The organism is Synechocystis salina LEGE 00031 (assembly GCF_015207985.1).
GTDB lineage: Bacteria > Cyanobacteriota > Cyanobacteriia > Cyanobacteriales > Microcystaceae > Synechocystis > Synechocystis salina.
The window spans coordinates 1-24,174 of the sequence record NZ_JADEVV010000060.1 but is presented as its reverse complement, the minus strand read 5'-3'; the positions used below and the strand labels follow the sequence as shown (position 1 = coordinate 24,174).

At 47.5% G+C, this 24,174-nt stretch carries 18 protein-coding genes and 1 pseudogene; 16 read left to right on the top strand and 3 right to left on the bottom strand.

The window, feature by feature from the left end; translation table 11 throughout:
* Nucleotides 1-252 precede the first annotated feature (252 nt).
* Nucleotides 253-813, bottom strand: coding sequence for a hypothetical protein (locus IQ217_RS16355; protein WP_194020767.1), 561 nt, complete (start codon nucleotides 811-813; stop codon nucleotides 253-255).
* 135 nt (nucleotides 814-948) lie between these two features.
* On the opposite strand from IQ217_RS16355, the gene IQ217_RS16350 reads away from it, so the two are divergent.
* Entirely contained in the window at nucleotides 949-3,111 is a 2,163-nt protein-coding gene (locus tag IQ217_RS16350) for an HAD-IIB family hydrolase (RefSeq protein WP_194020766.1), read from the top strand.
* A gap of 6 nt (nucleotides 3,112-3,117) precedes the next feature.
* Here the strand turns inward: IQ217_RS16350 and IQ217_RS16345 are convergent, their stop codons facing one another.
* Nucleotides 3,118-3,483: a YkgJ family cysteine cluster protein gene (locus IQ217_RS16345; RefSeq protein WP_194020765.1), complete on the bottom strand. Its 366-nt coding sequence runs from the start codon at nucleotides 3,481-3,483 to the stop codon at nucleotides 3,118-3,120.
* Between IQ217_RS16345 and psb30 the strand changes: the two genes are divergently transcribed.
* The 10 genes from psb30 to IQ217_RS16295 all read left to right on the top strand — a co-directional run bounded on the left by psb30 (nucleotide 3,482) and on the right by IQ217_RS16295 (nucleotide 18,525).
* Nucleotides 3,482-3,745: a photosystem II reaction center protein Ycf12/Psb30 gene (psb30, locus tag IQ217_RS19570; RefSeq protein ID WP_476718277.1), complete on the top strand. Its 264-nt coding sequence runs from the start codon at nucleotides 3,482-3,484 to the stop codon at nucleotides 3,743-3,745. The two genes, IQ217_RS16345 and psb30, sit on opposite strands and share 2 nt — an antisense overlap.
* A 138-nt stretch (nucleotides 3,746-3,883) precedes the next feature.
* Complete coding sequence (locus tag IQ217_RS16335; protein ID WP_190599545.1) at nucleotides 3,884-4,816, top strand: diguanylate cyclase domain-containing protein; 933 nt, start codon at nucleotides 3,884-3,886, stop codon at nucleotides 4,814-4,816.
* A 340-nt stretch (nucleotides 4,817-5,156) separates the two neighbouring features.
* Nucleotides 5,157-7,742, top strand: coding sequence for an O-antigen ligase family protein (locus IQ217_RS16330; RefSeq protein WP_194020764.1), 2,586 nt, complete (start codon nucleotides 5,157-5,159; stop codon nucleotides 7,740-7,742).
* 94 nt (nucleotides 7,743-7,836) lie between these two features.
* Complete coding sequence (modA, locus tag IQ217_RS16325; RefSeq protein ID WP_194020763.1) at nucleotides 7,837-8,658, top strand: molybdate ABC transporter substrate-binding protein; 822 nt, start codon at nucleotides 7,837-7,839, stop codon at nucleotides 8,656-8,658.
* Nucleotides 8,659-8,696: 38 nt separating this feature from the next.
* Complete coding sequence (gene modB, locus IQ217_RS16320; protein ID WP_194020762.1) at nucleotides 8,697-10,574, top strand: molybdate ABC transporter permease subunit; 1,878 nt, start codon at nucleotides 8,697-8,699, stop codon at nucleotides 10,572-10,574.
* A gap of 162 nt (nucleotides 10,575-10,736) precedes the next feature.
* Entirely contained in the window at nucleotides 10,737-11,309 is a 573-nt protein-coding gene (locus tag IQ217_RS16315) for a Uma2 family endonuclease (protein ID WP_228024209.1), read from the top strand.
* 696 nt (nucleotides 11,310-12,005) lie between these two features.
* A complete protein-coding gene (nifJ, locus tag IQ217_RS16310; protein WP_194020761.1) occupies nucleotides 12,006-15,608 on the top strand; it encodes a pyruvate:ferredoxin (flavodoxin) oxidoreductase in 3,603 nt (1,200 codons plus the stop codon).
* Between the two features lie 71 nt (nucleotides 15,609-15,679).
* A complete protein-coding gene (locus tag IQ217_RS16305; RefSeq protein WP_194020760.1) occupies nucleotides 15,680-16,141 on the top strand; it encodes a DUF29 domain-containing protein in 462 nt (153 codons plus the stop codon).
* Between the two features lie 95 nt (nucleotides 16,142-16,236).
* Nucleotides 16,237-17,268: a dihydroorotate dehydrogenase-like protein gene (locus tag IQ217_RS16300; RefSeq protein ID WP_190598349.1), complete on the top strand. Its 1,032-nt coding sequence runs from the start codon at nucleotides 16,237-16,239 to the stop codon at nucleotides 17,266-17,268.
* A 102-nt stretch (nucleotides 17,269-17,370) separates the two neighbouring features.
* Nucleotides 17,371-18,525 (top strand): ATP-dependent 6-phosphofructokinase, encoded by a 1,155-nt coding sequence (locus tag IQ217_RS16295; protein ID WP_194020759.1) that lies wholly within the window; start codon nucleotides 17,371-17,373, stop codon nucleotides 18,523-18,525.
* Between the two features lie 12 nt (nucleotides 18,526-18,537).
* On the opposite strand, the gene IQ217_RS16290 is transcribed toward IQ217_RS16295, so the two are convergent.
* Entirely contained in the window at nucleotides 18,538-20,373 is a 1,836-nt protein-coding gene (locus tag IQ217_RS16290) for a mechanosensitive ion channel family protein (protein ID WP_194020758.1), read from the bottom strand.
* Between the two features lie 113 nt (nucleotides 20,374-20,486).
* On the opposite strand from IQ217_RS16290, the gene mraY reads away from it, so the two are divergent.
* The 5 genes and pseudogenes from mraY to IQ217_RS19550 all read left to right on the top strand — a co-directional run.
* Nucleotides 20,487-21,584 carry a phospho-N-acetylmuramoyl-pentapeptide-transferase gene (mraY, locus tag IQ217_RS16285; protein WP_194020757.1) on the top strand — a complete coding sequence of 366 codons (1,098 nt, stop codon included), beginning with the start codon at nucleotides 20,487-20,489 and terminating at the stop codon, nucleotides 21,582-21,584.
* A gap of 111 nt (nucleotides 21,585-21,695) precedes the next feature.
* A complete protein-coding gene (locus tag IQ217_RS16280; RefSeq protein WP_194020756.1) occupies nucleotides 21,696-21,908 on the top strand; it encodes a transferase hexapeptide repeat containing protein in 213 nt (70 codons plus the stop codon).
* 83 nt (nucleotides 21,909-21,991) lie between these two features.
* Complete coding sequence (locus IQ217_RS16275; protein ID WP_228024208.1) at nucleotides 21,992-22,339, top strand: type II toxin-antitoxin system VapC family toxin; 348 nt, start codon at nucleotides 21,992-21,994, stop codon at nucleotides 22,337-22,339.
* 43 nt (nucleotides 22,340-22,382) lie between these two features.
* On the top strand, nucleotides 22,383-23,921 hold the full coding sequence (locus tag IQ217_RS16270) for an FAD-dependent monooxygenase family protein (RefSeq protein ID WP_338116563.1): 1,539 nt from the start codon (nucleotides 22,383-22,385) through the stop codon (nucleotides 23,919-23,921).
* Nucleotides 23,922-23,950: 29 nt separating this feature from the next.
* Nucleotides 23,951-24,088 (top strand): annotated as a pseudogene (locus IQ217_RS19550) (hypothetical protein); the annotation flags it as partial.
* Between the last annotated feature and the right edge of the window lie 86 nt (nucleotides 24,089-24,174).

Genomic DNA, 24,174 nt, shown 5'->3' with positions numbered 1-24,174 from the left:
TCATGGAAGTCTGGGAAAAAATACCACTCCGGCTATGGCCATGGGCTTCATTGACCGCCCTGTCGAAATTGCAGAAATACTTACCTGTAGAGGCTTTTGCCACTTCACTCCTTAAAAGGACAGTGCCAAATTAATTGACTGATAAACTTTGCGAGTTTGATTCGTCCTTGTTTTAATCGGTTGTATGCCCATACATTCAAGGTGCCTGTAATGCTCACTCCACCGTGGTTGTCGTTTTGATTAGAAAACTCCCTAGGGCGTAATGGCCTGTAGATAGGGAGCAATGTACTTTTTCCCCCGCAGGATAAAATGGGGGGTGAACAGAGAGCTAAATTCCTTTTCCACTAGGTCTTGGGCCCAGCCGAGGCGATCGCCACCATAGGCAATGAATTGGGCGCTGGAATAGGCGTAATATTCCTGTTTAGCGGTTTGATTATTTTGTTTAAAAGCCTGACGATAAAGCTGGGTTGTCTCCTCCATTAATTGTTCGATCGCCGGGGTAAAAGTAATGATTTTGCCACTGGGACAGGTAATTTTTTTAATCTTAATAAAACCAATTACCGTTTGCATACATTCCCGAGTTTGTTCCACCGATAAACAATCTTCGTCCTGGCGACGGAAAGCCCACTGCAAACAACCGTTACAGACTTCTAGCACCCGCAAAACCGCTAAGTTATCCAATTCTGCCTCGGCGATCGCCATCAATCCAGGCAAATGTTGTTCAATTTGTTGCTGAAAGCCAGAAAAATCTTCAGCAAAATAGGGTTCCAACTCAGAAATTTCGGCCAGGGCCGACCAGTTAACATAGGTCATCGGCAAATTTAGACAGAGATTGGGAGCATTCTAACAAGGGCAAACCGAAAAAGTTAATTAGTTTCAGCCGTTAAAATCATCACCATGGTAACCTGTGGCATCGCTGGTGATCGATTATAGTAACTTGTAAGACTTATGAGCTATTCATCAAAATACATTTTACTAATTAGCATTCATGGATTGATTCGGGGGGGGGATCTGGAACTGGGCAGAGACGCGGATACCGGTGGGCAAACTAAATATGTGCTGGAACTGGCCCGGGCCTTAGTTAAAAATCCCCAGGTAGCTAGGGTGGATTTAATGACCCGTTTGGTGAAAGACCCCAGGGTAGATGAAGACTACGCCCAACCCAAAGAAATAATTGGCGATCGGGCCCAGATTGTCCGGATTGAATGCGGTCCGGAGGAATATATTGCCAAGGAAATGCTCTGGGATTATTTGGATAATTTTGCTGACCACGCCCTAGGTTATCTGAAAGAACAGCCCGAATTACCCGATGTCATCCATAGTCACTATGCCGATGCCGGTTATGTGGGCACCAGACTTTCCCACCAATTGGGCATTCCTTTGGTACACACAGGCCACTCCCTGGGGCGTAGTAAGCGCACTCGTCTCCTACTCAGCGGCATCAAAGCGGACGAAATTGAAAGCCGTTACAACATGGCCCGACGGATTAACGCTGAGGAAGAAACCCTAGGGTCAGCGGCAAGGGTAATTACCAGTACCCATCAAGAAATTGCGGAACAGTATGCCCAGTATGACTATTACCAACCAGACCAGATGTTGGTCATTCCCCCCGGCACCGATCTGGAAAAGTTTTATCCCCCCAAGGGAGACGAGTGGGAAAGCCCCATTGTGACGGAGCTATGTCGATTTTTGCGTGAACCCCGTCAGCCCATTATTCTGGCCCTGTCCCGGCCAGATCCCCGCAAGAATATCCACACGTTGATCGAGGCCTATGGCCAGTCACCGGAGTTGCAAGCCCGGGCTAATTTGGTCATTGTGGCGGGCAATCGGGATGATATTACGGATTTGGATATGGGGCCCCGAGAAGTGTTGACGGACCTACTGTTGACCATTGACCGCTACGACCTCTATGGCAAAGTGGCTTACCCCAAGCACAATCACCCGGAAGATGTGTACGATCTGTTTCGCCTCACCGCTTTGTCCCAGGGGGTATTTATCAACCCGGCGTTGACAGAGCCCTTTGGTTTAACTCTGATTGAGGCAGCGGCCAGTGGGGTGCCCATTCTGGCCACGGAGGATGGTGGCCCGGTGGATATCATCAAAAACTGTCGGAACGGTTATCTGATCAACCCTCTGGACGAGACGGATATTGTCAATAAATTATTGAGCGTATTAAACGAAAGCGAACAATGGCGAATTTTATCCACTAGGGGTCTGGAGGGGGTTAAGCGTCACTATTCCTGGCATTCCCACGTTGACAGTTACTTGGATGCCCTTAATGCTCTAATGCAACAGACTTCCGTCCTGAAACGGAGTGATCTAAAGCGGCGGCGGACTTTGTACTATAACGGTGCCTTGGTCACTAGTTTGGACCAAAATTTACTGGGGGCATTAGAGGGGGGACTACCAGGCGATCGCCAAACTTTGGACGAATTGCTGGAGGTGCTTTATCAACATCGTAAAAATGTCGGATTTTGCATTGCCACTGGGAGAAGATTGGATTCCGTGCTGAAAATTTTGCGGGAGTATCGCATTCCCCAACCGGATATGTTGATCACCAGCATGGGGACGGAAATTTATTCTTCCCCGGATTTGATCCCCGACCAGAGTTGGCGTCATCACATTGATTATTTGTGGAATCGTAACGCCATTATGCGCCTTTTGGGGGAATTGCCTGGTTTGGCGCTCCAACCTAAAGAAGAACTGAGTGCCTATAAAATTAGCTATTTCTACGACGGGGCGATCGCCCCCAGTTTGGAAGAAATCCGGCAACTGTTGCATAAAGGGGAACAGACCGTTAACACAATTATTTCCTTTGGCCAATTTCTGGATATTTTGCCCATCCGCGCTTCCAAAGGCTACGCAGTGCGTTGGTTAAGTCAACAGTGGAACATTTCCCTGGAGCACGTTTTCACTGCCGGGGGGTCGGGGGCAGATGAGGACATGATGCGGGGCAATACCCTTTCCGTCGTTGTCGCCAACCGTCACCACGAGGAACTCTCTAACCTAGGGGAAATTGAGCCAATTTATTTTTCTGAAAAACGTTACGCTGCGGGCATTCTAGACGGTCTCGCCCATTACCGCTTCTTTGAATTATTAGATCCCGTTTGACCAGATTCAGATTGATTCTGCCACGGCGGGCAATGCCTGTTGATAGCTTTTTAGCTCCCCACTCCGGGGGCCATAAACTCCTTCAATCTGTTCTTCACAGCAATGGCTAGCAAACTCGTCGAACTCCGCCGGAGCAATGGCAAATATCCGGGCAAAGTTATCCGGCTTCACCCGGCAAAAACTAGGCCGGTCTGGATAAATCTGGCAGAGGCGATCGCCGTGGTTGTAATTAATGCACCAACCATCCTCCCCCACTAGGCTGAGGTAAAGGGTCAACTCCTCCGGGGTAAGATACTCAGCCAACTCCGGCCGGTCCTCTGGGGTGAGATTACAACAAGCGCCACACCCCTGCATGCAATACCAAGTTGCCATGGCCAGTCTCCTTCTTGACATAACTTTATGTATTTTTATGACGGCAAGTCCAGGGGACGAAACCAACCCAGCTATTATAGACATTGGTTTTATTATCCTTGCTTACGTTGAGTCTAGCCAGCAGTTTTTAACAGGAGAAATTATGGAATTATTTGCCGCACTCAATTTAGAACCTATTTTTCAGTTGACTTTTCTGGGGCTGATTGTCATTGCTGGGCCCGCCGTGGTTTTTGTGCTCGCTTTCCGGGGCGGTGACCTGTAGGCTTAGCCAAACCCAGTTCGGTCAAGGTGGTGCTAAACCTTCCTTCGGGGAGGTTTTGTGACCTAAGCCCCCGTTGGTAGCAAGATTGACATCCAGGGCCAAAGAAAGATAGAGCATATCTACAGCACACTTCAAGCCATGTTTACCACCCATTCTTTTTCCGACTTCGATAGTGCGGCCCAGGCGGCTTTGACCTATTTGCACCAGCGCATGGGTCTTTCCCTGTGGATGATTACCCGCACTGAGTTGGACGATTGGATTGTGCTCCAGGCAGAGGACCATGGCTATGGGGTCCAAAAGGGGGATGTTTTCCATTGGCCTGATTCCTTTTGTTCCCGTATGGTGAGGGGAGAAGGACCCCATATCGCCCCCCAATCTGATTTGGTGGAGGTTTATCGCAACGCCCCTATCGCCCAACAGGTCCCCATTGGAGCCTATGTAGGGGTGCCCATCACCTACGGCAACGGTGCTCTGTTTGGCACCCTTTGTGCCATTGATCCCCAACCCCAGCCGGATAACTTGGCCGATGAATTGCCCCTAGTGGAATTGATTGCCAAATTACTCAGCACTATTCTGGACTTTTTCCTGAAGGCAGAGATGGCTTCCCGACGGGAGGAACAACAGCAATTTTTAACGGAGCGGGATGAAGTTACTGGATTTTACAGCCACTTAGGTTGGGAAAAGTTATTGGCCAGCGAGGAAGCCCGTTGCCAAAAATTTGGCTTTCCCGTCAGTGTGATTATTGTTGATCTAGAAGAAGGACAAAGACCCCCCGCAGAGGTTGATCGCCTGATGGGCCAGGCCGCCAAAATTATTCGTACCATTTGCCGTCAAGAGGATTTATGTGCCCGCATTGGCGCCAGGCAATTTGCCATCCTTTGCATTGAGTGCCACATCAGCCAAGCGGATTTTATTCGAGAAAGACTAGCCCTCGGTTTCCAGCAGGGAAATATCACTGTGGACCTGGGCATTGCAGAGCGTTCCCCCCAACAAGGGCTCCATGCCGCAGTGGATATGGCGAAGTCGGCCGCCCACGAACAGGGACGGTTCCGCACAAAAGTCAAAGTTTAAGTGCTCAAAACCGTTTTTCTTGTCATACCGCCCATCCATCGGCAAGTGGTTCCCCTATCGCCAACAAATTTTTGACAATGGAACGGATATTGGCGGAGCTGTAATCGTTAGGCCAGGCTTCATCATACCGCCATGGCGATCGCCAGCGATTCACTCAATCGGGTGAGTGGAGGGCCCTAAATTTTAGTTTAGAATCGTAAATACAGTGAGGTTAAGAAATAAGCAGAACTCGACGCGATTTCCTCCTCACACACGAAAATCTGATTACCGTCCTCCGGGGCGGTTTTTTTCTGAGAAGAGGGCAAAATGGGAAGGTGTTTTCCTGTGAGTATTGCCCAGCATGGCCGCCGATTCTCCTTCCCCTCCTGTTAGTCTCCCTTCATCCACTCCCCCTTCTAGTAACCCAGGACGATTGTTGGGGCTATTGACGGCATTACTTTATGGCTTATTTACCCTGTTGCCCAATAGCAATAGTTTGTTGGTGAGTTGGCCCTGGGTCTTTGTTTGGCAAACTTGGCTTTGGTTGACTGTGCTGTGGTGTCTGTGGCAAATCGGGCAAAATAAACGCTTAATTTCCCTCGGACTGGGGTTCGACTGGTTGCTGTTGGCATTGGCGATCGCCGTAGCGGTGGGTAACATAACGGCCCAATTTTCCGCCCAGGCCCATTGGCATAGCTGGACATTACTAGCTTTTCTAGCCGGTTTATATGGATTACGAGGTTGGCTAAAAAGTCAACCCCAACCCTTGGTAACTATCAATAAACTATTAACTTGGCAGGGCTATGTCGGCTTTGCTTTTATTGTCATTAGCCTATTGCTTTGGTTTACCCAAACCCTAATTCCGTTCTGGCAATCGGCGGCGATCGCCAAGGAAATGGGTATTACTAAAACCTTTAGCTTTGGGGTATTGGAATTACAAAATTGGGCCCCCATTGGCCACCAAAATTATGTGGCGGGTTACTTGGTGTTAATTTTGCCCCTGCTAAGTGTTTTAATTTGGCTCAATCAAGGCAAAAAACGCTGGTTTTGGACCATGGCTTTAGCACTGGGTTTAATCGATTTTTACACCACTAGCTCCCGGGGCGGCCTGTTAGGTTTGGCGACCCTATTACTACTAGCTATTATTGGCGTTGGTTTACTGCGCAGGTTGCCTTGGCTTTGGTGGTTGGGTCTAAGCAGTATGGCGATCGCCGTGGTGGGAATTTTTATCGGCACCAATGACCGTTTACTAACTAGTTTCACGGGCATAATGGGAGGGCAAGGGGCGGGACAGTTCGCCTATCGTTTAATTAATTTTGAAATTGGTTGGCGCATGGGTTCAGCCCATCCTTGGACTGGCATTGGTCTGGGCAATGTGCCCCTGCAATATCAAGTTTATCGACCGGTGTGGGCCGGGCGGGAATCGGAATTTATTTACCAGCTCCACTCCACCCCAGCCCAATTATTGGCGGAATTAGGAATTTGGGGTGTATTAATTCCTTCGCTGTTAACCGTTGGTTTAATTTGGCAGTTAATTCGCAGTTTAATGAATAGGGATTTAGTTACTGCCAAGGGCAATAGCGTTGATTTAAACACAGTAAAAATCATAATTTGGACCCTCACTAGCGCTTTGATAGCCTACGGGGTGACTTGTTGGACAGACTATCAATTGGACAATGTTTGCATTAGCGGCATTATTATTATTTATTTTGCCTGTTTACTACAGCTTTATTCTGCCGATCCAGTAATACCAAAACCCAGTCGTTTCGCCCGGCCAGTGTTCTTGGCTGGCATTGCTTTCCTCTTGGCGATCGCCGTGTGGTTATTTCCCATTTTGCGGGCTTGGCAACTATCAGAAGTGGCTTTCCGGGCTTTGGCGGCGGAAAAGGTGCCGGCCTTTACCCAATACCTCACCCAAGCGGAAAATCTTGCCCCCTGGGAAGCCTATTACCCCACTCAGTTGGGTTGGAATTTGGGCAACATTGCTTTAACCACAGCCGATCCCGGGGAACGGGAGGAATTGATCAATAGGGCGATTGCCGCCTTGGAGCGGAGTATTGGAGCTTCTCCCCACCAGGAATTTACCCATAACAATTTGGGATGGTTAGCCCTGGGCCAAGACCCCCCCCAAGCTAGTCAATCCTTTGCCACTGCCAGCCAATTGGTGCCCGCCAAGCGGGGAGTTTTCTACGGTCTAGGACTAAGTCTGTTGGTACAACAAAAGTTAGACTTGGCGATCGAAGCTTTTAGTTTGGAATGTCTGCGGGATCCTCTGTTTATCACCAATCCCCTCTGGCGCAATCCCAATTTTGCCCCGCTTTACCCACCCTTGATGGCAAAAATCCAGTCTACCCTCAGTCAACTGCGGCAAGACCATGATGATGATGGGGATTATCAAAAACTGTTGGGGCAAATCCAGGGGGGAATCCATTGGTGGTTGGGACAATTTTCCCAGGCAGAGGCAGAGTTGAATCAATTTGGCGATCGCCAGGCCCAGGCCGTGGTGGGATTAAGCAAAAATCCGACTCAACTAGAGGAATATCTCCCTGCCTTAGGCAACGTCGCCGTCCAAGTGGTGCAAGCTTGGCAAAACCCCGCCCGGGCCAGGGAATTAATCAATCAAGCTTGGTTACAGGTTAATGGAACCCCCATGCCAGAACCCTTGTTGCAACAAACCCTCGGTTCCCTGCAACAGGCCCCCGACTTCTACACTTGGTTGACGGATTACGCCCCCATACTCCAGTACCGTCGTCAGAGATTAGGTTTTGGGGTCAACTCAAGGCACATTGACGGCCCCAACCCCAGCGATTTCTATCAAGTGACGGAAAATCTTCCCCTGGTAACTTGGTTTCCCTTTATGTTGCCCTCCCCCATCCTGGCCCCGGCCTTGGACAATGCCCTCCAGCCTTTGCGGTCAGAACTTTGGCAGGCGATCGCCAAGGATTAGCAGAGATAGTTTTGAGATGCAAAATTTACTGAGCGTAATTTTATGTGGCTAACCCAGGGATGGGCCAGTCCGAAAAATATCAGGTGGGAAAATAATGAAACAAAATAAACTGGCTTGGTTTTGGCTCCTTGCTTTGGTAGGTTTATTGACGGTGGGGGTAATGGGCAAAGTGAATCAGTCATCCCCCAGTCCAGAAAGTTTTATCCCATCAACCAAGGAACCCATTATCCTAACTGTGTCGGCGGCGGCCAGTTTGCAGGATGCCATCGCAGCATTGGATCCCGTCTTTGAATCGACCCATCCAAACATTGGGGTGAACTATAATTTTGCCGCTTCCGGCACATTGCAACAGCAAATTGAACAGGGGGCCAAGGTTGATTTATTTATCTCCGCCGCCGCCAAACAAATGGATAGGTTGGAAGCCAAGAATTTAATTGACAAAGATAGCCGTCGCAATTTGCTCAGCAATCGTTTGGCTTTGATTGTTCCCCAGAATTCCACCCTGAATATTAAGACGTTTGAGCAACTGGCCGATGCCCAAGTTAAGCGTATTGCCATGGGGGAGCCTCGCAGTGTGCCGGCCGGACAATACGCGGAAGAAGTATTCCTCAACCTCGGGATATTGCCGCAGTTACAGCCTAAATTTGTCTATGGCAACTCTGTGCGGAGTGTGCTCAGTGCCGTTGAGAGTGGTAATGCCGATGCCGGGGTTGTCTATGCCACCGATGCCCAAATTTCAAAACGGGTGAAGACGGTAACCATGGCCCCCCCCAATTCACACGCTCCCATTGTTTATCCGATCGCCGTGATTAAGGCCAGTGACCACCCAGACGCGGCCCATACCTATGCGGCATTTCTGGCCAGTCCAGCGGCACAGAATGCTTTTAGTCAATATGGTTTTGGCCCCGGTCAATAATTTGCCTGCCCCTCCAACCTGTCCCCCATATCCCCTTGATGGTCACCGAACTGACTCCCCTCTGGATTTCCCTTAAAACCGCAGGCTTGGCAACAATCGCCACGTTTATCCTTGGGATTACGGCGGCCTATTGGATGCTGGGCACCCAGAGTCCTTGGAAATTAGTTATAGAGAGTATTTTCATCGCCCCTTTAATCCTGCCCCCCACGGTCGTCGGCTTTTTATTGTTGCTATTGTTTGGGAAAAATGGCCCAGTGGGAAAACTAACTGCCGAGTTGGGTTTCACCATTGTATTCACCTGGTATGCCGCAGTGGTAACGGCAACGGTTGTCTCTTTTCCCCTCATGTACAAAACCGCCCTGGGAGCATTTGAGCAAGTCGATCGCCATCTCTTGCAAGTTGCCCAAACCCTGGGGGCTTCGAAAAGATATATTTTTTGGCGGGTTTTACTGCCCCTTTCCATCCCCGGCATTGTAGCTGGTACGACCCTCGCCTTTGCCCGTTCCCTAGGGGAATTTGGGGCCACCCTGATGCTGGCGGGGAATATTCCTGGTCAAACCCAAACCATCCCAATGGCGATTTACTTTGCCACGGAAGCGGGGGCCATGCAGGAGGCCTGGCTATGGGTCAGCATCATTCTGTCCCTTTCCCTGTCCGGTATTGTGGCCGCCAATATGTGGCAAAACCACTATGAAACTAGGGTTCAGGGCCGACATTCCCCGGTGATCGCCTCTTCTCCGTCGGCACATCCATCCATCGGGGCGGTGACTGTTTCACAACAAGAACCAGGGCAAAGCCTTCCCTTTTGTTATCCAGAGCAACGAAAAAATGCTCCAGGGATTGAGGTCAAACTACAAAAACAATTGGCCCAATTTACCCTAGACGTGGCCTTTACCGCCCAGGGAGAAACGGTGGGATTATTGGGGGCATCGGGCTCCGGGAAAACCATGACACTGCGTTGCCTTGCGGGGGTAGAAACGCCGACCCAAGGAAGAATTATCCTGAACGGTCGCACCCTGTTTGATTCACAACGCAATATCAATGTGCCCAGCCATGAACGGAAAGTTGGTTTAGTGTTGCAAAACTACGCCCTGTTTCCCCATCTGACAGTGGCCGAGAATATTGCGTTTGGGTTACGGCACCTCCCCGCCCACCGGAGATCGATCCGGGTCAGGCAGCAATTACTTTTAGTAAATTTAGAAAAAATGGGCGATCGTTATCCCCATCAGCTATCCGGCGGCCAGCAACAGCGAGTCGCCCTGGCCAGGGCTTTAGCTCCCGAACCAGACATACTGTTATTGGATGAACCTTTTTCTGCCCTAGATACCCATTTGCGCCATGAACTGGAAAAGCAACTGCTGAAAACCCTTGCCAGTTACCAAGGATTTACCCTATTTGTCAGCCATAATTTGGAAGAAGCCTATCGGCTTTGTCAGAAATTACTTGTACTCAATCAAGGCAAACTGGTAGCAACGGGGGATAAGCAGGCCGTCTTTGACCACCCCAATACCCTCACCATTGCCCAACTGACTGGCTGTAAAAACTATTCCCCCATTCAGCCCATTGACCGCCACACTGTCTGGGCCTTGGATTGGCAATGCACACTGCAAACCATGGCACCGGTTTCTTCTTCCCAAACCCACATCGGCGTCCGGGCCCATCAAATTAGATTTTTGGATAGTTTTGATCAAGAGCATTCCCCCATCAATACTTTTCCTGGTTGGGTGGTGTGGACCAGTGAAACCCCCCATCGCATGACTGTCTATCTCAAGTTGGGCAAGCCGCCCCTCAATGAAGATGATTACCACCTACAGGCGGAAGTATTCAAAGAAAAATGGGAAATATTGCGCCAGCGTCCCCAGCCCTGGCCTGTGTGCCTGGAGCCCCGCCGACTGATGTTGTTGCATCCCGGTTGAGCAGGAATAGTTTGATGGGAATTTCTAGATATTTTTGTGTTGCAATGTAAGAGTTTGATGTTGCGTTGAAATTATCAAATCTTAAGAGGACACAACATCCCTAAAATTCCAATGTTAAACTAGAAACCAATGCCTGCCCCCCCGATGATTGGGAGAACAATTATGAATCCGCTCAAGATTAAAATGGATTCTTTGAAGTTATCCGACGAGCAGTTTTATAAACTTTGTCAAAGTAACAATGATTTACGGTTTGAGAGAACTTATCAGGGAGATTTAATCATTATGCCCCCTACGGGTGGAGAAACAGGAGAACGCAACTCTGAAATTAACTACCAATTAAGACATTGGAATAAACAGAATAAGCTTGGCAAAGTATTTGATTCTTCCACGGGCTTTAAACTTCCCAATGGTGCGGATCGATCCCCCGATGCGGCCTGGATTCCCCTAGAAAAATGGACAGCATTAACGCCAGAAGAAAAACAAGGGTTTGTGCCCCTTTGTCCTGATTTCGTGATTGAGTTGCGATCGCCGAGTGACAATTTAAAGCCCCTACAGGAAAAAATGGCAGAATATTTGGAAAATGGCACGCGTTTGGGGTGGCTGATTAATCGACAAAGTAAACAAGTGGAAATTTATCGTCAAGGTCAAGGGGTTGGAGTAGTCGATAATCCCAGCAGTTTATCAGGGGAAAATGTTTTACCAATGTTTATCTTGGACTTAGACTTGATTTGGTGAAGTGGATACAGAGAGGATTGATTGTAATAAAAGTTTTGAACTAACGTTGTTTGCCATATAGTTATTTTGTTTGTTGGTGACAATTAACTATCCCCAGGCGAGCGGGAATGGCTAAACGGCGATCGCCAGTGAGGGGAACAGTTCAACATTGCTGGCGAGAGGGGAAAATGTGGGACAGGGAGCTTTAAAAAAACTTCTTAGGGCTAATTTCTTGGAGAAATTGCTGAAATTTGATCAACTAGTCGATCCGAGTGAAGTCAACAATCAAGTTAATATTGCCGCTGTCATGACAATCCCAACAATAGCTAAGGCAAAATCTTTTGCTTGGCACGGATCAATTACAAAACTTCACAGTATTTAATCTCGTTAAAAAACAATAAGAAATTGTTCCATTTTCTGATTTTGGGTTCAAGATAAAACTAAGCCCCAGAGGGAACGTCATGTTCAACCACCATTGGTGACCGCTCAATCCATAGCTTCATTTCTCAGCTAAGATTTTGGGAAATTTAGTTCAATCAATATCAACAAAAACAACTCTAAAGTTGTTAAATCTCCGTTGACCTATAGCTATTTTTAGTGATTTTTTCGATTTTTATAATTGTCCGGCAGTGTCTTCCCACCTAGAAAAATTAACTGCCTTTTTCCACATTTTGGGTATTGTTTGCCCTTGCTAAATCCTTTGAGGACGATTCGTTTATGAGTTTACCTACCTATGCAACCCTCGATGGTAATGAAGCGGTGGCCCGGGTGGCCTATCAGTTGAGTGAAGTCATTGCCATTTATCCCATTACTCCCTCTTCTCCCATGGGGGAATGGGCGGATGCTTGGGCTTCTGAACATCGTCCCAACCTTTGGAAAACGGTGCCTTTGGTGGTGGAGATGCAGAGTGAAGGGGGAGCCGCTGGGACAGTACACGGTGCGTTGCAGTCGGGGGCTTTGACCACTACTTTCACCGCTTCCCAGGGCTTGATGTTGATGTTGCCCAATATGCACAAAATTGCGGGGGAATTAACCGCCATGGTGTTGCATGTGGCGGCCCGCTCTTTGGCAGCCCAGGGTTTATCTATTTTTGGTGATCACAGTGATGTGATGGCGGCCCGTAACACTGGCTTTGCCTTGCTAAGCTCCAATTCTGTACAAGAAGCCCACGATTTTGCTCTGATTGCCACGGCGACAAGCTTTGCCACCAGGATACCGGGACTGCACTTTTTTGATGGTTTCCGCACTTCCCACGAAGAACAAAAAATTGAGTTGTTACCGGAATCCGTTCTCCGCAGCTTAATTAAGGATGAAGACGTAGTGGCTCACCGGGAACGAGCGTTAACTCCCGATCGCCCGAAATTGAGGGGGACAGCCCAAAATCCCGATGTCTATTTCCAAGCCAGGGAAACGGTGAATCCCTTCTATGACGCTTATCCGGCAGTGCTGGAGCAGGTGATGGCAGAGTTTGGCCGGTTAACCGGCCGCCATTACCGTCCCTACGAATATTTTGGCCATCCAGAGGCGGAAAGGGTAATGGTACTGATGGGTTCAGGCGCAGAAACGGCCCAGGAAACGGTGGATTTTTTAACGGCCCAGGGGGAAAAGGTCGGTTTATTAAAAGTGCGTCTCTATCGTCCCTTCGCTGGCGATCGCCTAGTTAAATCCCTACCTAAAACCGTCCAGAAAATTGCCGTATTGGATCGGTGTAAAGAACCGGGAAGTATTGGGGAGCCCCTTTATCAAGATGTGCTGACAGCCTTTTTTGAAGCGGGTATGATGCCGAAAATTGTCGGCGGACGTTACGGTTTATCTTCCAAGGAATTTACCCCGGCCATGGTCAAAGGGGTGTTGGATCATTTGCAACAGGCTGAGCCGAAAAACCATTTCACCGTAGGTATTAACGACGACCTCAGCCACACCAGCATTGCCTATGATCCCAATTTTTCCACTGAAGCGGACTCGGTGGTGCGGGCTATTTTTTATGGTCTTGGTTCCGATGGCACCGTGGGAGCCAATAAAAATTCGATCAAAATCATTGGGGAAGATACGGATAATTACGCCCAGGGATACTTTGTTTACGACTCGAAAAAGTCCGGTTCGGTGACCGTTTCCCATCTCCGCTTTGGCCCCAAACCGATTCTTTCCACCTATTTAATTAGCCAAGCCAATTTTGTCGCCTGTCACCAGTGGGAATTTTTAGAACAGTTTGAGGTGTTGGAACCGGCCATTAATGGCGGTGTGTTTTTGGTGAACAGTCCCTACGGCCCGGAGGAAATTTGGTCGCAGTTTCCCCGCAAAGTTCAACAGGCCATCATTGACAAAAACCTGGCGGTTTACACTATCAATGCCAATGAGGTGGCCAGGGATGCGGGCATGGGTCGCCGCACAAATACGGTGATGCAAACCTGTTTCTTTGCCCTGGCAGGGGTTTTACCTCGGGAAGAAGCGATCGCCAAAATCAAGCAATCGATCCAAAAAACCTACGGCAAAAAGGGTCAAGAGATTGTGGAGATGAATATTAAAGCGGTGGATTCCACCCTGGCCCATCTTTATCAAGTGCCCATTCCTGCCGCAGTGGATGACAATGCTACGGCAATGAAAGCGGTGGTGCCCGACCAAGCTCCGGTGTTTGTACGGGAAGTATTGGGCAAAATCATGGCCCGCCAAGGGGATGACCTCCCAGTGAGTGCCCTACCCTGTGACGGCACCTATCCGACGGCCACCACTAAATGGGAGAAACGCAACGTCGGCCACGAAATTCCCGTTTGGGATCCCGATGTTTGTGTACAGTGCGGTAAATGTGTCATTGTTTGCCCCCATGCCGTGATTCGGGCGAAGGTTTACGAAGAGGGAGAATTGGCCAACGCTCCGGTGAGTTTCAAATCCACCAACGCCAAAGACCACGATTGGCAAGGTTCTAAATTCACGATCCAGGTTGCCCCAGAGGATTGCACTGGTTGCGGCATTTGTGTCGATGTCTGCCCAGCGAAAAATAAATCCCAACCCCGATTAAGGGCCATCAATATGGAGCCCCAGCTACCTCTGCGAGAACAGGAACGAAACAACTGGGATTTCTTCTTAAATTTACCCAATCCCGATCGCCTAGGGTTAAATCTCAACAAAATTAGCCATCAGCAGATGCAGGAGCCATTATTTGAATTTTCCGGTGCCTGTGCCGGTTGTGGAGAAACCCCCTATCTAAAACTTGTCAGTCAATTATTTGGCGATCGGATGTTGGTGGCCAATGCCACGGGTTGTTCTTCTATTTATGGCGGCAACCTACCTACCACCCCCTGGGCCCAAAATGCCGACGGTCGGGGCCCTGCCTGGTCCAATTCCCTGTTTGAAGACAATGCTGAATTTGGCCTTGGTTTCCGAGTGGCGATCGATAAGCAGGCCGAATTTGCCGGGGAATTACTCACAACCTTTACTGAAGAATTGGGGCAAACCCTGGTAACGGAAATTTTAGAAAATCAGCAAACCACGGAAGCCGACATTTACGAGCAACGACAATGGATAGAACAGGTTAAGAACCGCTTACAAAATCTGGAAACTCCCCAAGCAAAAATGTTTCTTTCCGTAGCGGACTACCTGGTCAAAAAAAGCGTTTGGATCATCGGTGGGGACGGCTGGGCCTATGACATTGGTTACGGCGGTTTAGACCATGTACTGGCCAGTGGTCACAACGTCAATATTCTGGTCATGGATACGGAAGTCTATTCCAATACTGGGGGTCAAGCATCGAAGGCCACCCCCCGGGCCGCCGTGGCTAAATTCGCCGCTGGGGGTAAAGCCTCTCCCAAAAAAGATCTGGGTTTAATGGCCATGACCTACGGCAACGTTTATGTGGCCAGCATTGCCATGGGCGCTAAAAATGAACAATCCATCAAAGCCTTTATGGAAGCGGAAGCCTATCCCGGCGTTTCCCTGATCATCGCCTACTCCCACTGCATTGCCCACGGCATCAACATGACCACCGCCATGAATCATCAAAAAGAATTGGTGGACAGCGGCCGTTGGTTACTGTATCGCTATAACCCATTGCTAACAGACCAAGGCAAAAATCCTCTCCAACTGGATATGCGATCGCCCAAAATCCCCATTGATAAAACGGTGTATTCGGAGAATCGTTTTGCCATGCTCACCCGTAGTCAGCCGGAGGAAGCCAAACGCTTAATGAAACTAGCCCAGAGTGATGTCACTACCCGTTGGGCCATGTATGAATACCTGGCGAAACGTTCCCTAGGTGCTTCTAACAGCAATGGGAATGACCATGGTGCTCTTTTCCCCGGCAAAGCTCCTGCTCAATCTATTTAGAATTGATATTAGGGGGACAAAATCCTACCTGTTCCCCTATCAGTTGAACAACATTTATTAAGGATAAGTCGATGGTTAGCCAAATTGAGACTAAAACTCTTTACGAGCAAGACTTTTGTCTGTGGGCTGAAACTATGGCAAATTTTTTGAAAAATCGTCAACTCGATCAGCTTGATTATGAAAATCTAATTGAAGAAATTGAAGACATGAGTGGGAGCCAAAAAGATGCATTAGAAAGTAATCTTGAAGTTCTTTTAGTGCATCTTCTCAAATGGAAATACCAACCTAATAAAATTAGTAACAGTTGGCGTCGTTCCATTTTTGAACACCGCAAGCGTATTTTCAAAGCTTTTCGTAAAAGCCCCAGTTTAAAACGTCATTTTGAGCAAGTCCTAGATGAGGTTTATGATGACGCACGAAAATCTGCATCTGTTGAAACTAGATTGCCATTAAAGAATTTTCCTGAAAGTAATCCGTTTACCAAAGAAGAAATTTTAAATGAAGTTTATCCCTCAGATTTAATACCTGGTTAATTAAGTTCATTTTAATGAAGATATCATCTAAAAAATAATTTTAGACATGATTATTTTCCAGAATAGTTTCCCATCAAACCTATCCCCTTAACATCATGGATCTCACTACCCAATACCTCGGCTTAGACCTGAAATCTCCCCTCGTGGTCGGCTCCTGTGCCCCATTGACAGAAGATTTAGACAATCTCAAAAAAATGGAGGATAGTGGCGCGGCGGCGATCGTACTCCACTCCTTCTTTGAAGAACAATTGCGGCAAGAAAGATTGGAAATGCATCACCATTTAACCCATGGCACCAACAGTTTTGCCGAAGCCCTGACTTATTTTCCTGAACCTCAGGTTTTTCATGTTGGTTCCGAGGAATATCTCAACCATATTCGCCTAGCTAAAGAGAGTTTAGATATTCCCATTATTGGTAGCTTAAATGGCTCTACCTTAGGAGGCTGGTTAGACTATTCCCAACAAATGGAGGGGGCCGGGGCTGACGCCATTGAACTCAATATTTACTACGTACCTACAGACCTAGATGTGCCTGGTACCGAGGTGGAAAAGAATTATCTTGACATCGTAAAAACTGTCAGAGCTGAAGTTAAAATTCCCATTGCTGTTAAGATTGCCCCCTTCTTTAGCAATATGGCCTATATGGCGAAAAAATTTGCCGATCATGGCGCTGATGGACTAGTTTTGTTCAATCGTTTTTACCAGCCAGATTTTGACCTAGAAAGCCTCGAAGTTTATCCCCATATTTTGCTCAGTACCCCCCAAAGTATGCGCCTTCCCTTACATTGGTTAGCAATTTTATATGGGCGCATTGACTGCGACTTGGCTGCTACTAGTGGAATTTTACACACAGTAGATTTGGTCAAGGTGTTAATGGCCGGGGCAAAAGTCACCCAATTGGTCAGTGCCTTACTGCGCCACGGCATCGGCTATATCCACACTTTAGAAAATAGTTTAGCCCATTGGATGGAAGAGCACGAATATGAATCTGTGCGGCAAATGCAGGGTAGTATGAGCCAACTTAATTGCCCCGATCCCACTGCCTTCGAGCGGGTGCAATATGTCAAAGCTCTACAGACCTATGCCCCCATTTGGAAGGCGCTTGATCCCTTTGAACCAGTAGGTTAATAGACTAGCGGATTAGTGATTGCCGATAGATTTGGGTTTGATTTTGACCATGGATCAGCCATTGAAGAACTTAAATTACGGGTAAATATAAGGGGGTTTGTTATGGACATAAAACGGATTGGAATTTTAACCAGTGGTGGCGATTGTCCTGGCCTCAATGCCATTATTCGATCAGTGGTTAAGGCCTCAGCTCTCAAGGGGTGGGAAGTCTATGGCATTCCCTACGGCACCGATGGTTTTGTTGAAGTCGCCCACGGAAAATACCAAGCAGAAGATTTACTGTTGACCAAACATGGTTATGCTCTGCCCGGAATGCTCAAAGGTTTGGATGTGTTGCAATTTCTCAGCGGTAGCGTTTTAGGTTCCTTGAGTAAAGGGCATCCAGAACAGCCGGATATCGCCGCTGCCATCCTGAAAGGTTATGCCATGCTTGACATTGAAGCGCTCATTGTTGTTGGTGGCGATGGCAGTTTAGATATTATTTATGACTTAGCTACCAAGGGAAATTGGCATATTATTGCTATTCCTAAAACCATTGATAACGATGTGCCTTTTACCGATTTGGCGGTGGGGTTTAGTACTGCAGTGGACATTGTTACCCAAGCTTTATACGACCTCACTTTCACCGCCGCTAGCCATGAACGCATTATCATTGTCCAGGTAATGGGAAGGGATGCGGGGCATTTGACTCTCCATGCGGGTATTGCCGGTGGAGCTGATATCATTTTAATTCCCGAAATTACCCCCTGCCTAACTCCAGAAGTTATCCGTGGCTGCTGTGACCAATTGGTGAATTTGCGTCAATCTGGCCGCCATTTTGCTCTCATTGTTATTTCTGAAGGTGTCCATGATCAAAATGAACAAAAGAATAAGTATATTGCTGACTATCTAGCGGAAAAAATTAGTCAAACCAGCCAGCATCTGTGTGAAATTAAAGATCCTAGTTTTTGTGATTTAATCGATTTGGATATTCGAGCTACCACCCTGGGCCATTTACAGCGGAGTGGCACACCTCTATCTTTTGATCGCCTATTGGCGACGGTGTTTGGCATCAAGGCAGTGGAATTGATTGAACAGGGTATTTATGACCAAGTGGTGATTTGGCGCAATGGCCAAGTGGAGCACACTGATTTGCAGCCTATTATCGGCATCATTAAAAAATGTCACCAGGAAAACCGCTGTGCTTTCCCGGTGGACAAGGATGGCTTTATGGTTAAAACCGCCAAATCGTTGGGCATCTACCTAGGAGAGGTCTGAATCCCGGGAACACTAACTTTCCGCACTGGATTCAAGCGCACTAAAGGGAGGGTTGGCGGACGCATTAGTGGTGTATATCTGCCGGGGAACACCGATTTCGATGTTATTTTCCGTCAGGGCCTGACGCACTCGGAAACGCAATTCTCGCCCCACTGACCACTGCTGAGCGGGGGCTGTTTGAATCCAGATGGTGATGCTCATGCCCTCATGGGTAAGACTATCAATGCCCAACACATCGGGAACTGCCAGCATTTTGTCGTGCCATTCCGGGTCGTTGTACAGGTCTTCCCCCACCTGGCGCAGGACGTTAATGGCTTTTGCTGGGTCAGTGTCATAGGCCACATTTACACTTAAATTAGCCCGAGACCAAGAACGAGTCAGATTTTTAACCTGGGTGATGGCGCTGTTGGGAATGGTGACCAATTCCCCTCCGGCACTCCGTAATTGGGTTACCCGTAGGTTTAAATTTTCCACCCCTCCGGCGGCGAAGCCCACATCAATTACATCCCCGATGGCATACTGATCTTCCGCTAACACCAAAAATCCATCCACCAAATCCTTGACCAAGCTTTGGGCACCGAAGGAAATGGCCAAGGCTAATAAACCCCCGATCGCCACCACGGAACCGGTGGGAATCCCCACGATGGTCAGGGCTGTTAACAGGCCGCTGGCGGTAATCACCACGGTCACCATGCCTTTGATAGCTCCAGCGATGGTAGAAATGCGCAGATCTCGCCGTTGGTTATCCCCTAGATTGATAAATTTATTCAGTCCGGCAGTATTATTATTCTGCCAATTGTTTTTTAACAGTTCGATGAGGCGATGGCTAATGCGAATAACTAAGCCGATGAAAAACCATAGCAGTAGTAATTGCAATGGCCTACCTAAAATTGCGCCACTGAGGGTGGCTAGGCCAGGAATTTCCCGGAAGATGGCAAATAAGCCAAAGTACCAACCGAGGATAATCACCCAAAATAATAGCCACTGGACAAACTTCCAAAAACCAATTTTGCGGTCGATACTAAGTATTTGGGGTAATCTTTGCCAAAAGAGCCGTTGTTGTTCCCCTAGCACTTCCGGGGTAGTATAGCTAACTTCTATGGGGTCTTGATCATGGTTAGCCAAGCTCTCCGACTCCGCTTGTTTTTCAGCGGCGATCGCCTGTTTCTGCTTGAGAAGCCTTTGATGATAACGAGAAATTAGATATTTAATGCCGCCAATGATGACCGTTGCCACCACAAGCACTGCAAATATTTGGAAAGCTTTAGTAAAAGATTGCTGTAAGGCTTCTTGGGTAGTGCTGGCCTGGCCCCGACGAATTTCTTTATCCAGTTTGTCCCGCCATTGCTCTGCTAAAACATCGATAGGTTGCCCGTTAAAGTCGGCATCATTTTCCGTAACGGAGGCCAGCACCAGGGGAAGGGGATAATCATCATTGCTAACAGTAACCACCACCACATTATTAAGCCGAGATGTTTCTACCCTTAGATCATCGGGATTCATGTCCCGTGTGAAAATGGCCAGTTCCAGTTTGCTTTCAATGTCCTGGGCTCTCTGCTCTACGGGGACCTCGCTGGTATTCTCTTGGCGGTTATACACGGTGGGAGATGCCACATCAAACAAAAAACTGTTATCAACGGGCGATCGTACGGGGGCCACTTCGATGGGGCCATAACGGGAAACTCCGGGGGGTTGATAATCACCCTGGGTGCTAAAGCCTTGGGGCATCACAAACTGAGCTTGGCTGGGATGGGGAATAATCAGTAGTAGGGCTAAAACAACACAACCGAGCCAGAAGAAGCGTTGATATTTGCGTCGATATTTTTTTAGTTTGGTAATTAAGGGCATGGTTCTTGATACTTACAATCTGTCAGCAAAATCGACAGCCAAAGGCCAGCAACCTTGATGCTAGTCTGATGGAGAAAACGTCATTGATCAACCCCTGAACTAATTTTTTGACTATGGCCAACGCAAAATCTTCGTCCCTTCCCAGTTGGAAAAATCCCAGCGGTAAAACTTTGCTAATCCTGCTCTGGGCCTTGGCTTTAGCCCTGATGGCCCTGTTGAGTAGCTGGGCAGGTCTGCCTTGGTTAGGCAATGGGAAATTACTGATTGCCTTGGGTTTTACGGCCTTGGTCACGGCCTTAATTGGTATGGCGGTGGTACCAATGTTGATAAATCTGAAAGCAAGCCAAGTGATCCAGTCCGACGGCCCCCAAAGCCATCTAAAAAAAGCGGGTACTCCTACCATGGGAGGAATTTTCTTTGTGCCGGTGGCGGTGGTGATCGCCGTGGTGGGCACCCAGTTTAACCCTGATGTCATGGTGGTAGGTTTGGTAACTTTGGGTTATATGGCGATCGGTTGGGTAGATGACTGGCAAATTTTAAAATACAAATCCAACAAAGGTTTAACCCCTAAACAGAAATTATTTTTACAGGTGGCGATCGCCGTTATTTTTTGCGCTTGGCTATTTTTTTATGGGCCAACGGACATCACCAACATTCGCATTATGCAATTTGTCTTACCCCTGGGTTTCCTTTTTTGGTTAGTGGCAACCTTTGCCCTAGTGGCGGAGAGCAATGCCACCAATTTGACCGATGGGGTGGATGGTTTAGCCGCAGGCACCGGGGCGATCGCCTTTGTGGGATTGGGTTTGTTAGTGGCGAAGGACAATCCCGCCTTAGCCTTTTTCTGCTGTGCCATGGCCGGTGGCTGTATTGGTTTTGTACACCATAACCATAATCCTGCCCGGGTATTTATGGGGGATACGGGGTCCTTAGCCCTGGGCGGTAGTTTAGCGGCCGTAGGCATCATGACCGGCAACCTCTGGGGATTGCTATTGATCAGCGGCATTTTCCTGGCAGAATCCCTCTCCGTCATTGCCCAAGTGGGTTACTACAAAGCCACCAAAGGCCCCGATGGTGTAGGCAAAAGGTTGCTAAAAATGGCCCCCATCCACCACCATTTAGAACTAAGCGGCTGGACCGAAACCCAGATTGTGGGCTCCTTTTACCTTATCAATACCCTCTTGGCGATCGTGGCTATGGCAACGGTATAACAGTAGAATAGAAGGGTAGGAACTGCAAAGAATAGAAGATACCATAAATTATCTTTCCGAAAATTCTTTCTCCCTGCCCACCTAAATCGCAAATTCTATCAGGTATTTACGATGTCAAAAAGTACCACCATCGAACAGCGTTTAACAAATCTAGAGCAGGTAGTTTTTGAGCTTCAAAATAAAGTTGACAGCAGCGATAGTTGTGAAAACTGGCTAGAAAGGATGGTGGGATCAATTTCCGATGATGCAGCTTTTTTGGAAGCATTAGAATATGGAAAAATGTTTAGACAGTCTGGAAAAATTATTGATGATGATGGTAAATAAAGGTGCGATATTTGCTTGACACTGATCATATAAGTTTTCTACAGCGTCGTTCTAGTCCTGAATTTCTACGGTTAAGTTCTCGGATGGCTCAACACAAAATCTCAGATTTTGCTCTTTCTATTGTTAGCTTTCATGAGCAAGTAATGGGTGCCCACAGCTTTATCAGCCGAGCCCAGACGAGTAAAGACATAGCTCGTGGTTATGGATTGTTATTTGAAATTGTTAGAAGTTTTTCAGATGCCCCAATTTTGTTGTTTGATTCTTCGGCAATCCTAATATTTAATACCATGCGTAGTCAAAAAATTCGATTGGCTACAATGGACTTACGAATTGCGACTATCGCCATTTCTCACAATTTAATATTACTTACTAGAAATATCTCTGATTTCAATCAAGTTCCGAACTTAGTTGTGGAAGATTGGACGGCATAGTTGCAGGCTGAATATTTATCCAAAAATTAATGGAGCTTATTTTGTGGAGTCTAAACTGAATTCTGTGCCAGGGGATGCCTTGGGTTATCTACTACGTTTAGATCAGCGTTGGCAAGCCCTATGCCAGGGAAATTCACCTCCCATTGTGGAAGTTGCTCAAAAAGTCAATACAAACTTGGGGGAAACGGATTTTGACGCAGTAATTTGCGGTGGTACCCTGGGAATTTTATTGGCTGCCAGTTTACAAACCAATGGTTGGCGCATTGCCGTCCTAGAACAGGGCAAATTACAAGGTCGCGCCCAGGAATGGAACATTTCTCGCCAGGAATTACAAACTTTTGTTGAATTAGAGTTACTCACCCCAGAAGAATTGGAAACGGCGATCGCCAGTGAGTATAATCCCGGTCGCATTGCTTTCCATGGCGGGCAAGAGTTTTGGGTGGAAAATGTTTTAAATGTGGGTGTAGACCCAGTTTATTTACTAGAAAAACTTAAGCAAAAATTCCTCCAGGCTGGAGGTACATTATTAGAGCATAGTGCCTTTCAGAAAGCAACTATTCACCCCGATGGAGTTACTATTAATTATCAGCATAATGGAGAAAATCAAGTCGACCAAAAACTCACCAGCCGTTTGCTCATTGATGCCATGGGCCACGGTTCTCCTTTAGTAAATCAGGTTCGACAAGGGGAAATCCCCGATGGAATTTGCCTTGTTGTTGGTAGTTGTGCCCAGAGGTATTCTGACAACAGCACTGGAGATTTAATTGCCACCACCACGGGGATTGCCAACAATTGCCAATACTTTTGGGAAGCTTTTCCTGCTCGGGATGGCCGCACCACCTATTTATTTACCTATGTAGATGTGCATCCAGACCGCATCAGTTTAGAATTTCTTTTTGAGGAATATTTTCGTCTATTACCTGAGTATCAAAAAATCAATCTAGACCAACTGCAATGGCAACGGTTTTTATCTGGTTTTTTCCCGGCTTATAAATCTAGCCCCCTACATTTTCCTTGGGATCGAGTACTAGCCGTGGGGGACAGTGCCGGCAGTCAATCCCCTGTTAGCTTTGGTGGTTTCGGCGCCATGGTCCGCCATTTACAGCGGTTAACTCGGGCCATTGGTGAAGCTCTGGCAGGGGATTATTTGACCGCGGCGGATCTGGCTCTTTTGCAACCCTACCAACCTAATATCGGGGTTACTTGGTTATTTCAACAAACCATGGGGGTTAAAGTTGGACAAAAATCAGATCCAGATCAAATTAATCGCTTAATGAATGCGGTTTTTACTGTCATGGATCGGCAAGGTCAAGAAGTCATGGGACCTTTTTTACAAGATGTAATCCAATGGTCTGGTCTAACTCAAACTTTGCCGAGGGTAAATCCGCTCATAGTGTTACCTTTATTACCTCAAATTGGTCTACCAGCTTTGCTAGAATGGTTAGGTCATTATGCCAACTTAGCGGGTTACAGTTTAGCTTATCCCTTGGCTAAAAATATCCTATTTACTAACCCTAATTTTGGGCAAAAACGTCGCCTAGAGGCTTGGTATTATGGCTCTGGCTATGATTTTCATCATTGAAGATTTATCGGTTATAACGTGATGGAACTGAGGATGGCATTGCTAATGTACTAGTTGTTAATGGCACTCCTAAAGAAGCTATTTTTCTTGGCTTCCACGAGCCGGCGAAGTTATTTATGTACTTAAAACCCACATTCCGGAGTTTAGAGAGGAGGGAAAATAATTAGCAAGTAGGTACTGGAAGAAGATAGTAGCGACGGCAGGATTGAGTAAAAAAGCGGAGAATATGGAGTCGCTCATCAGTCAAATTAAC

Coding starts and splice junctions, on each gene's coding strand:
- IQ217_RS16355 (WP_194020767.1), bottom strand. CDS start 813: ATGACCTATGTTAACTGGTCGGCCCTGGCCGAAATTTCTGAGTTGGAA.
- IQ217_RS16350 (WP_194020766.1), top strand. CDS start 949: ATGAGCTATTCATCAAAATACATTTTACTAATTAGCATTCATGGATTG.
- psb30 (WP_476718277.1), top strand. CDS start 3,482: ATGGCCAGTCTCCTTCTTGACATAACTTTATGTATTTTTATGACGGCA.
- IQ217_RS16345 (WP_194020765.1), bottom strand. CDS start 3,483: ATGGCAACTTGGTATTGCATGCAGGGGTGTGGCGCTTGTTGTAATCTC.
- IQ217_RS16335 (WP_190599545.1), top strand. CDS start 3,884: ATGTTTACCACCCATTCTTTTTCCGACTTCGATAGTGCGGCCCAGGCG.
- IQ217_RS16330 (WP_194020764.1), top strand. CDS start 5,157: ATGGCCGCCGATTCTCCTTCCCCTCCTGTTAGTCTCCCTTCATCCACT.
- modA (WP_194020763.1), top strand. CDS start 7,837: ATGAAACAAAATAAACTGGCTTGGTTTTGGCTCCTTGCTTTGGTAGGT.
- modB (WP_194020762.1), top strand. CDS start 8,697: ATGGTCACCGAACTGACTCCCCTCTGGATTTCCCTTAAAACCGCAGGC.
- IQ217_RS16315 (WP_228024209.1), top strand. CDS start 10,737: ATGAATCCGCTCAAGATTAAAATGGATTCTTTGAAGTTATCCGACGAG.
- nifJ (WP_194020761.1), top strand. CDS start 12,006: ATGAGTTTACCTACCTATGCAACCCTCGATGGTAATGAAGCGGTGGCC.
- IQ217_RS16305 (WP_194020760.1), top strand. CDS start 15,680: ATGGTTAGCCAAATTGAGACTAAAACTCTTTACGAGCAAGACTTTTGT.
- IQ217_RS16300 (WP_190598349.1), top strand. CDS start 16,237: ATGGATCTCACTACCCAATACCTCGGCTTAGACCTGAAATCTCCCCTC.
- IQ217_RS16295 (WP_194020759.1), top strand. CDS start 17,371: ATGGACATAAAACGGATTGGAATTTTAACCAGTGGTGGCGATTGTCCT.
- IQ217_RS16290 (WP_194020758.1), bottom strand. CDS start 20,373: ATGCCCTTAATTACCAAACTAAAAAAATATCGACGCAAATATCAACGC.
- mraY (WP_194020757.1), top strand. CDS start 20,487: ATGGCCAACGCAAAATCTTCGTCCCTTCCCAGTTGGAAAAATCCCAGC.
- IQ217_RS16280 (WP_194020756.1), top strand. CDS start 21,696: ATGTCAAAAAGTACCACCATCGAACAGCGTTTAACAAATCTAGAGCAG.
- IQ217_RS16275 (WP_228024208.1), top strand. CDS start 21,992: ATGGCTCAACACAAAATCTCAGATTTTGCTCTTTCTATTGTTAGCTTT.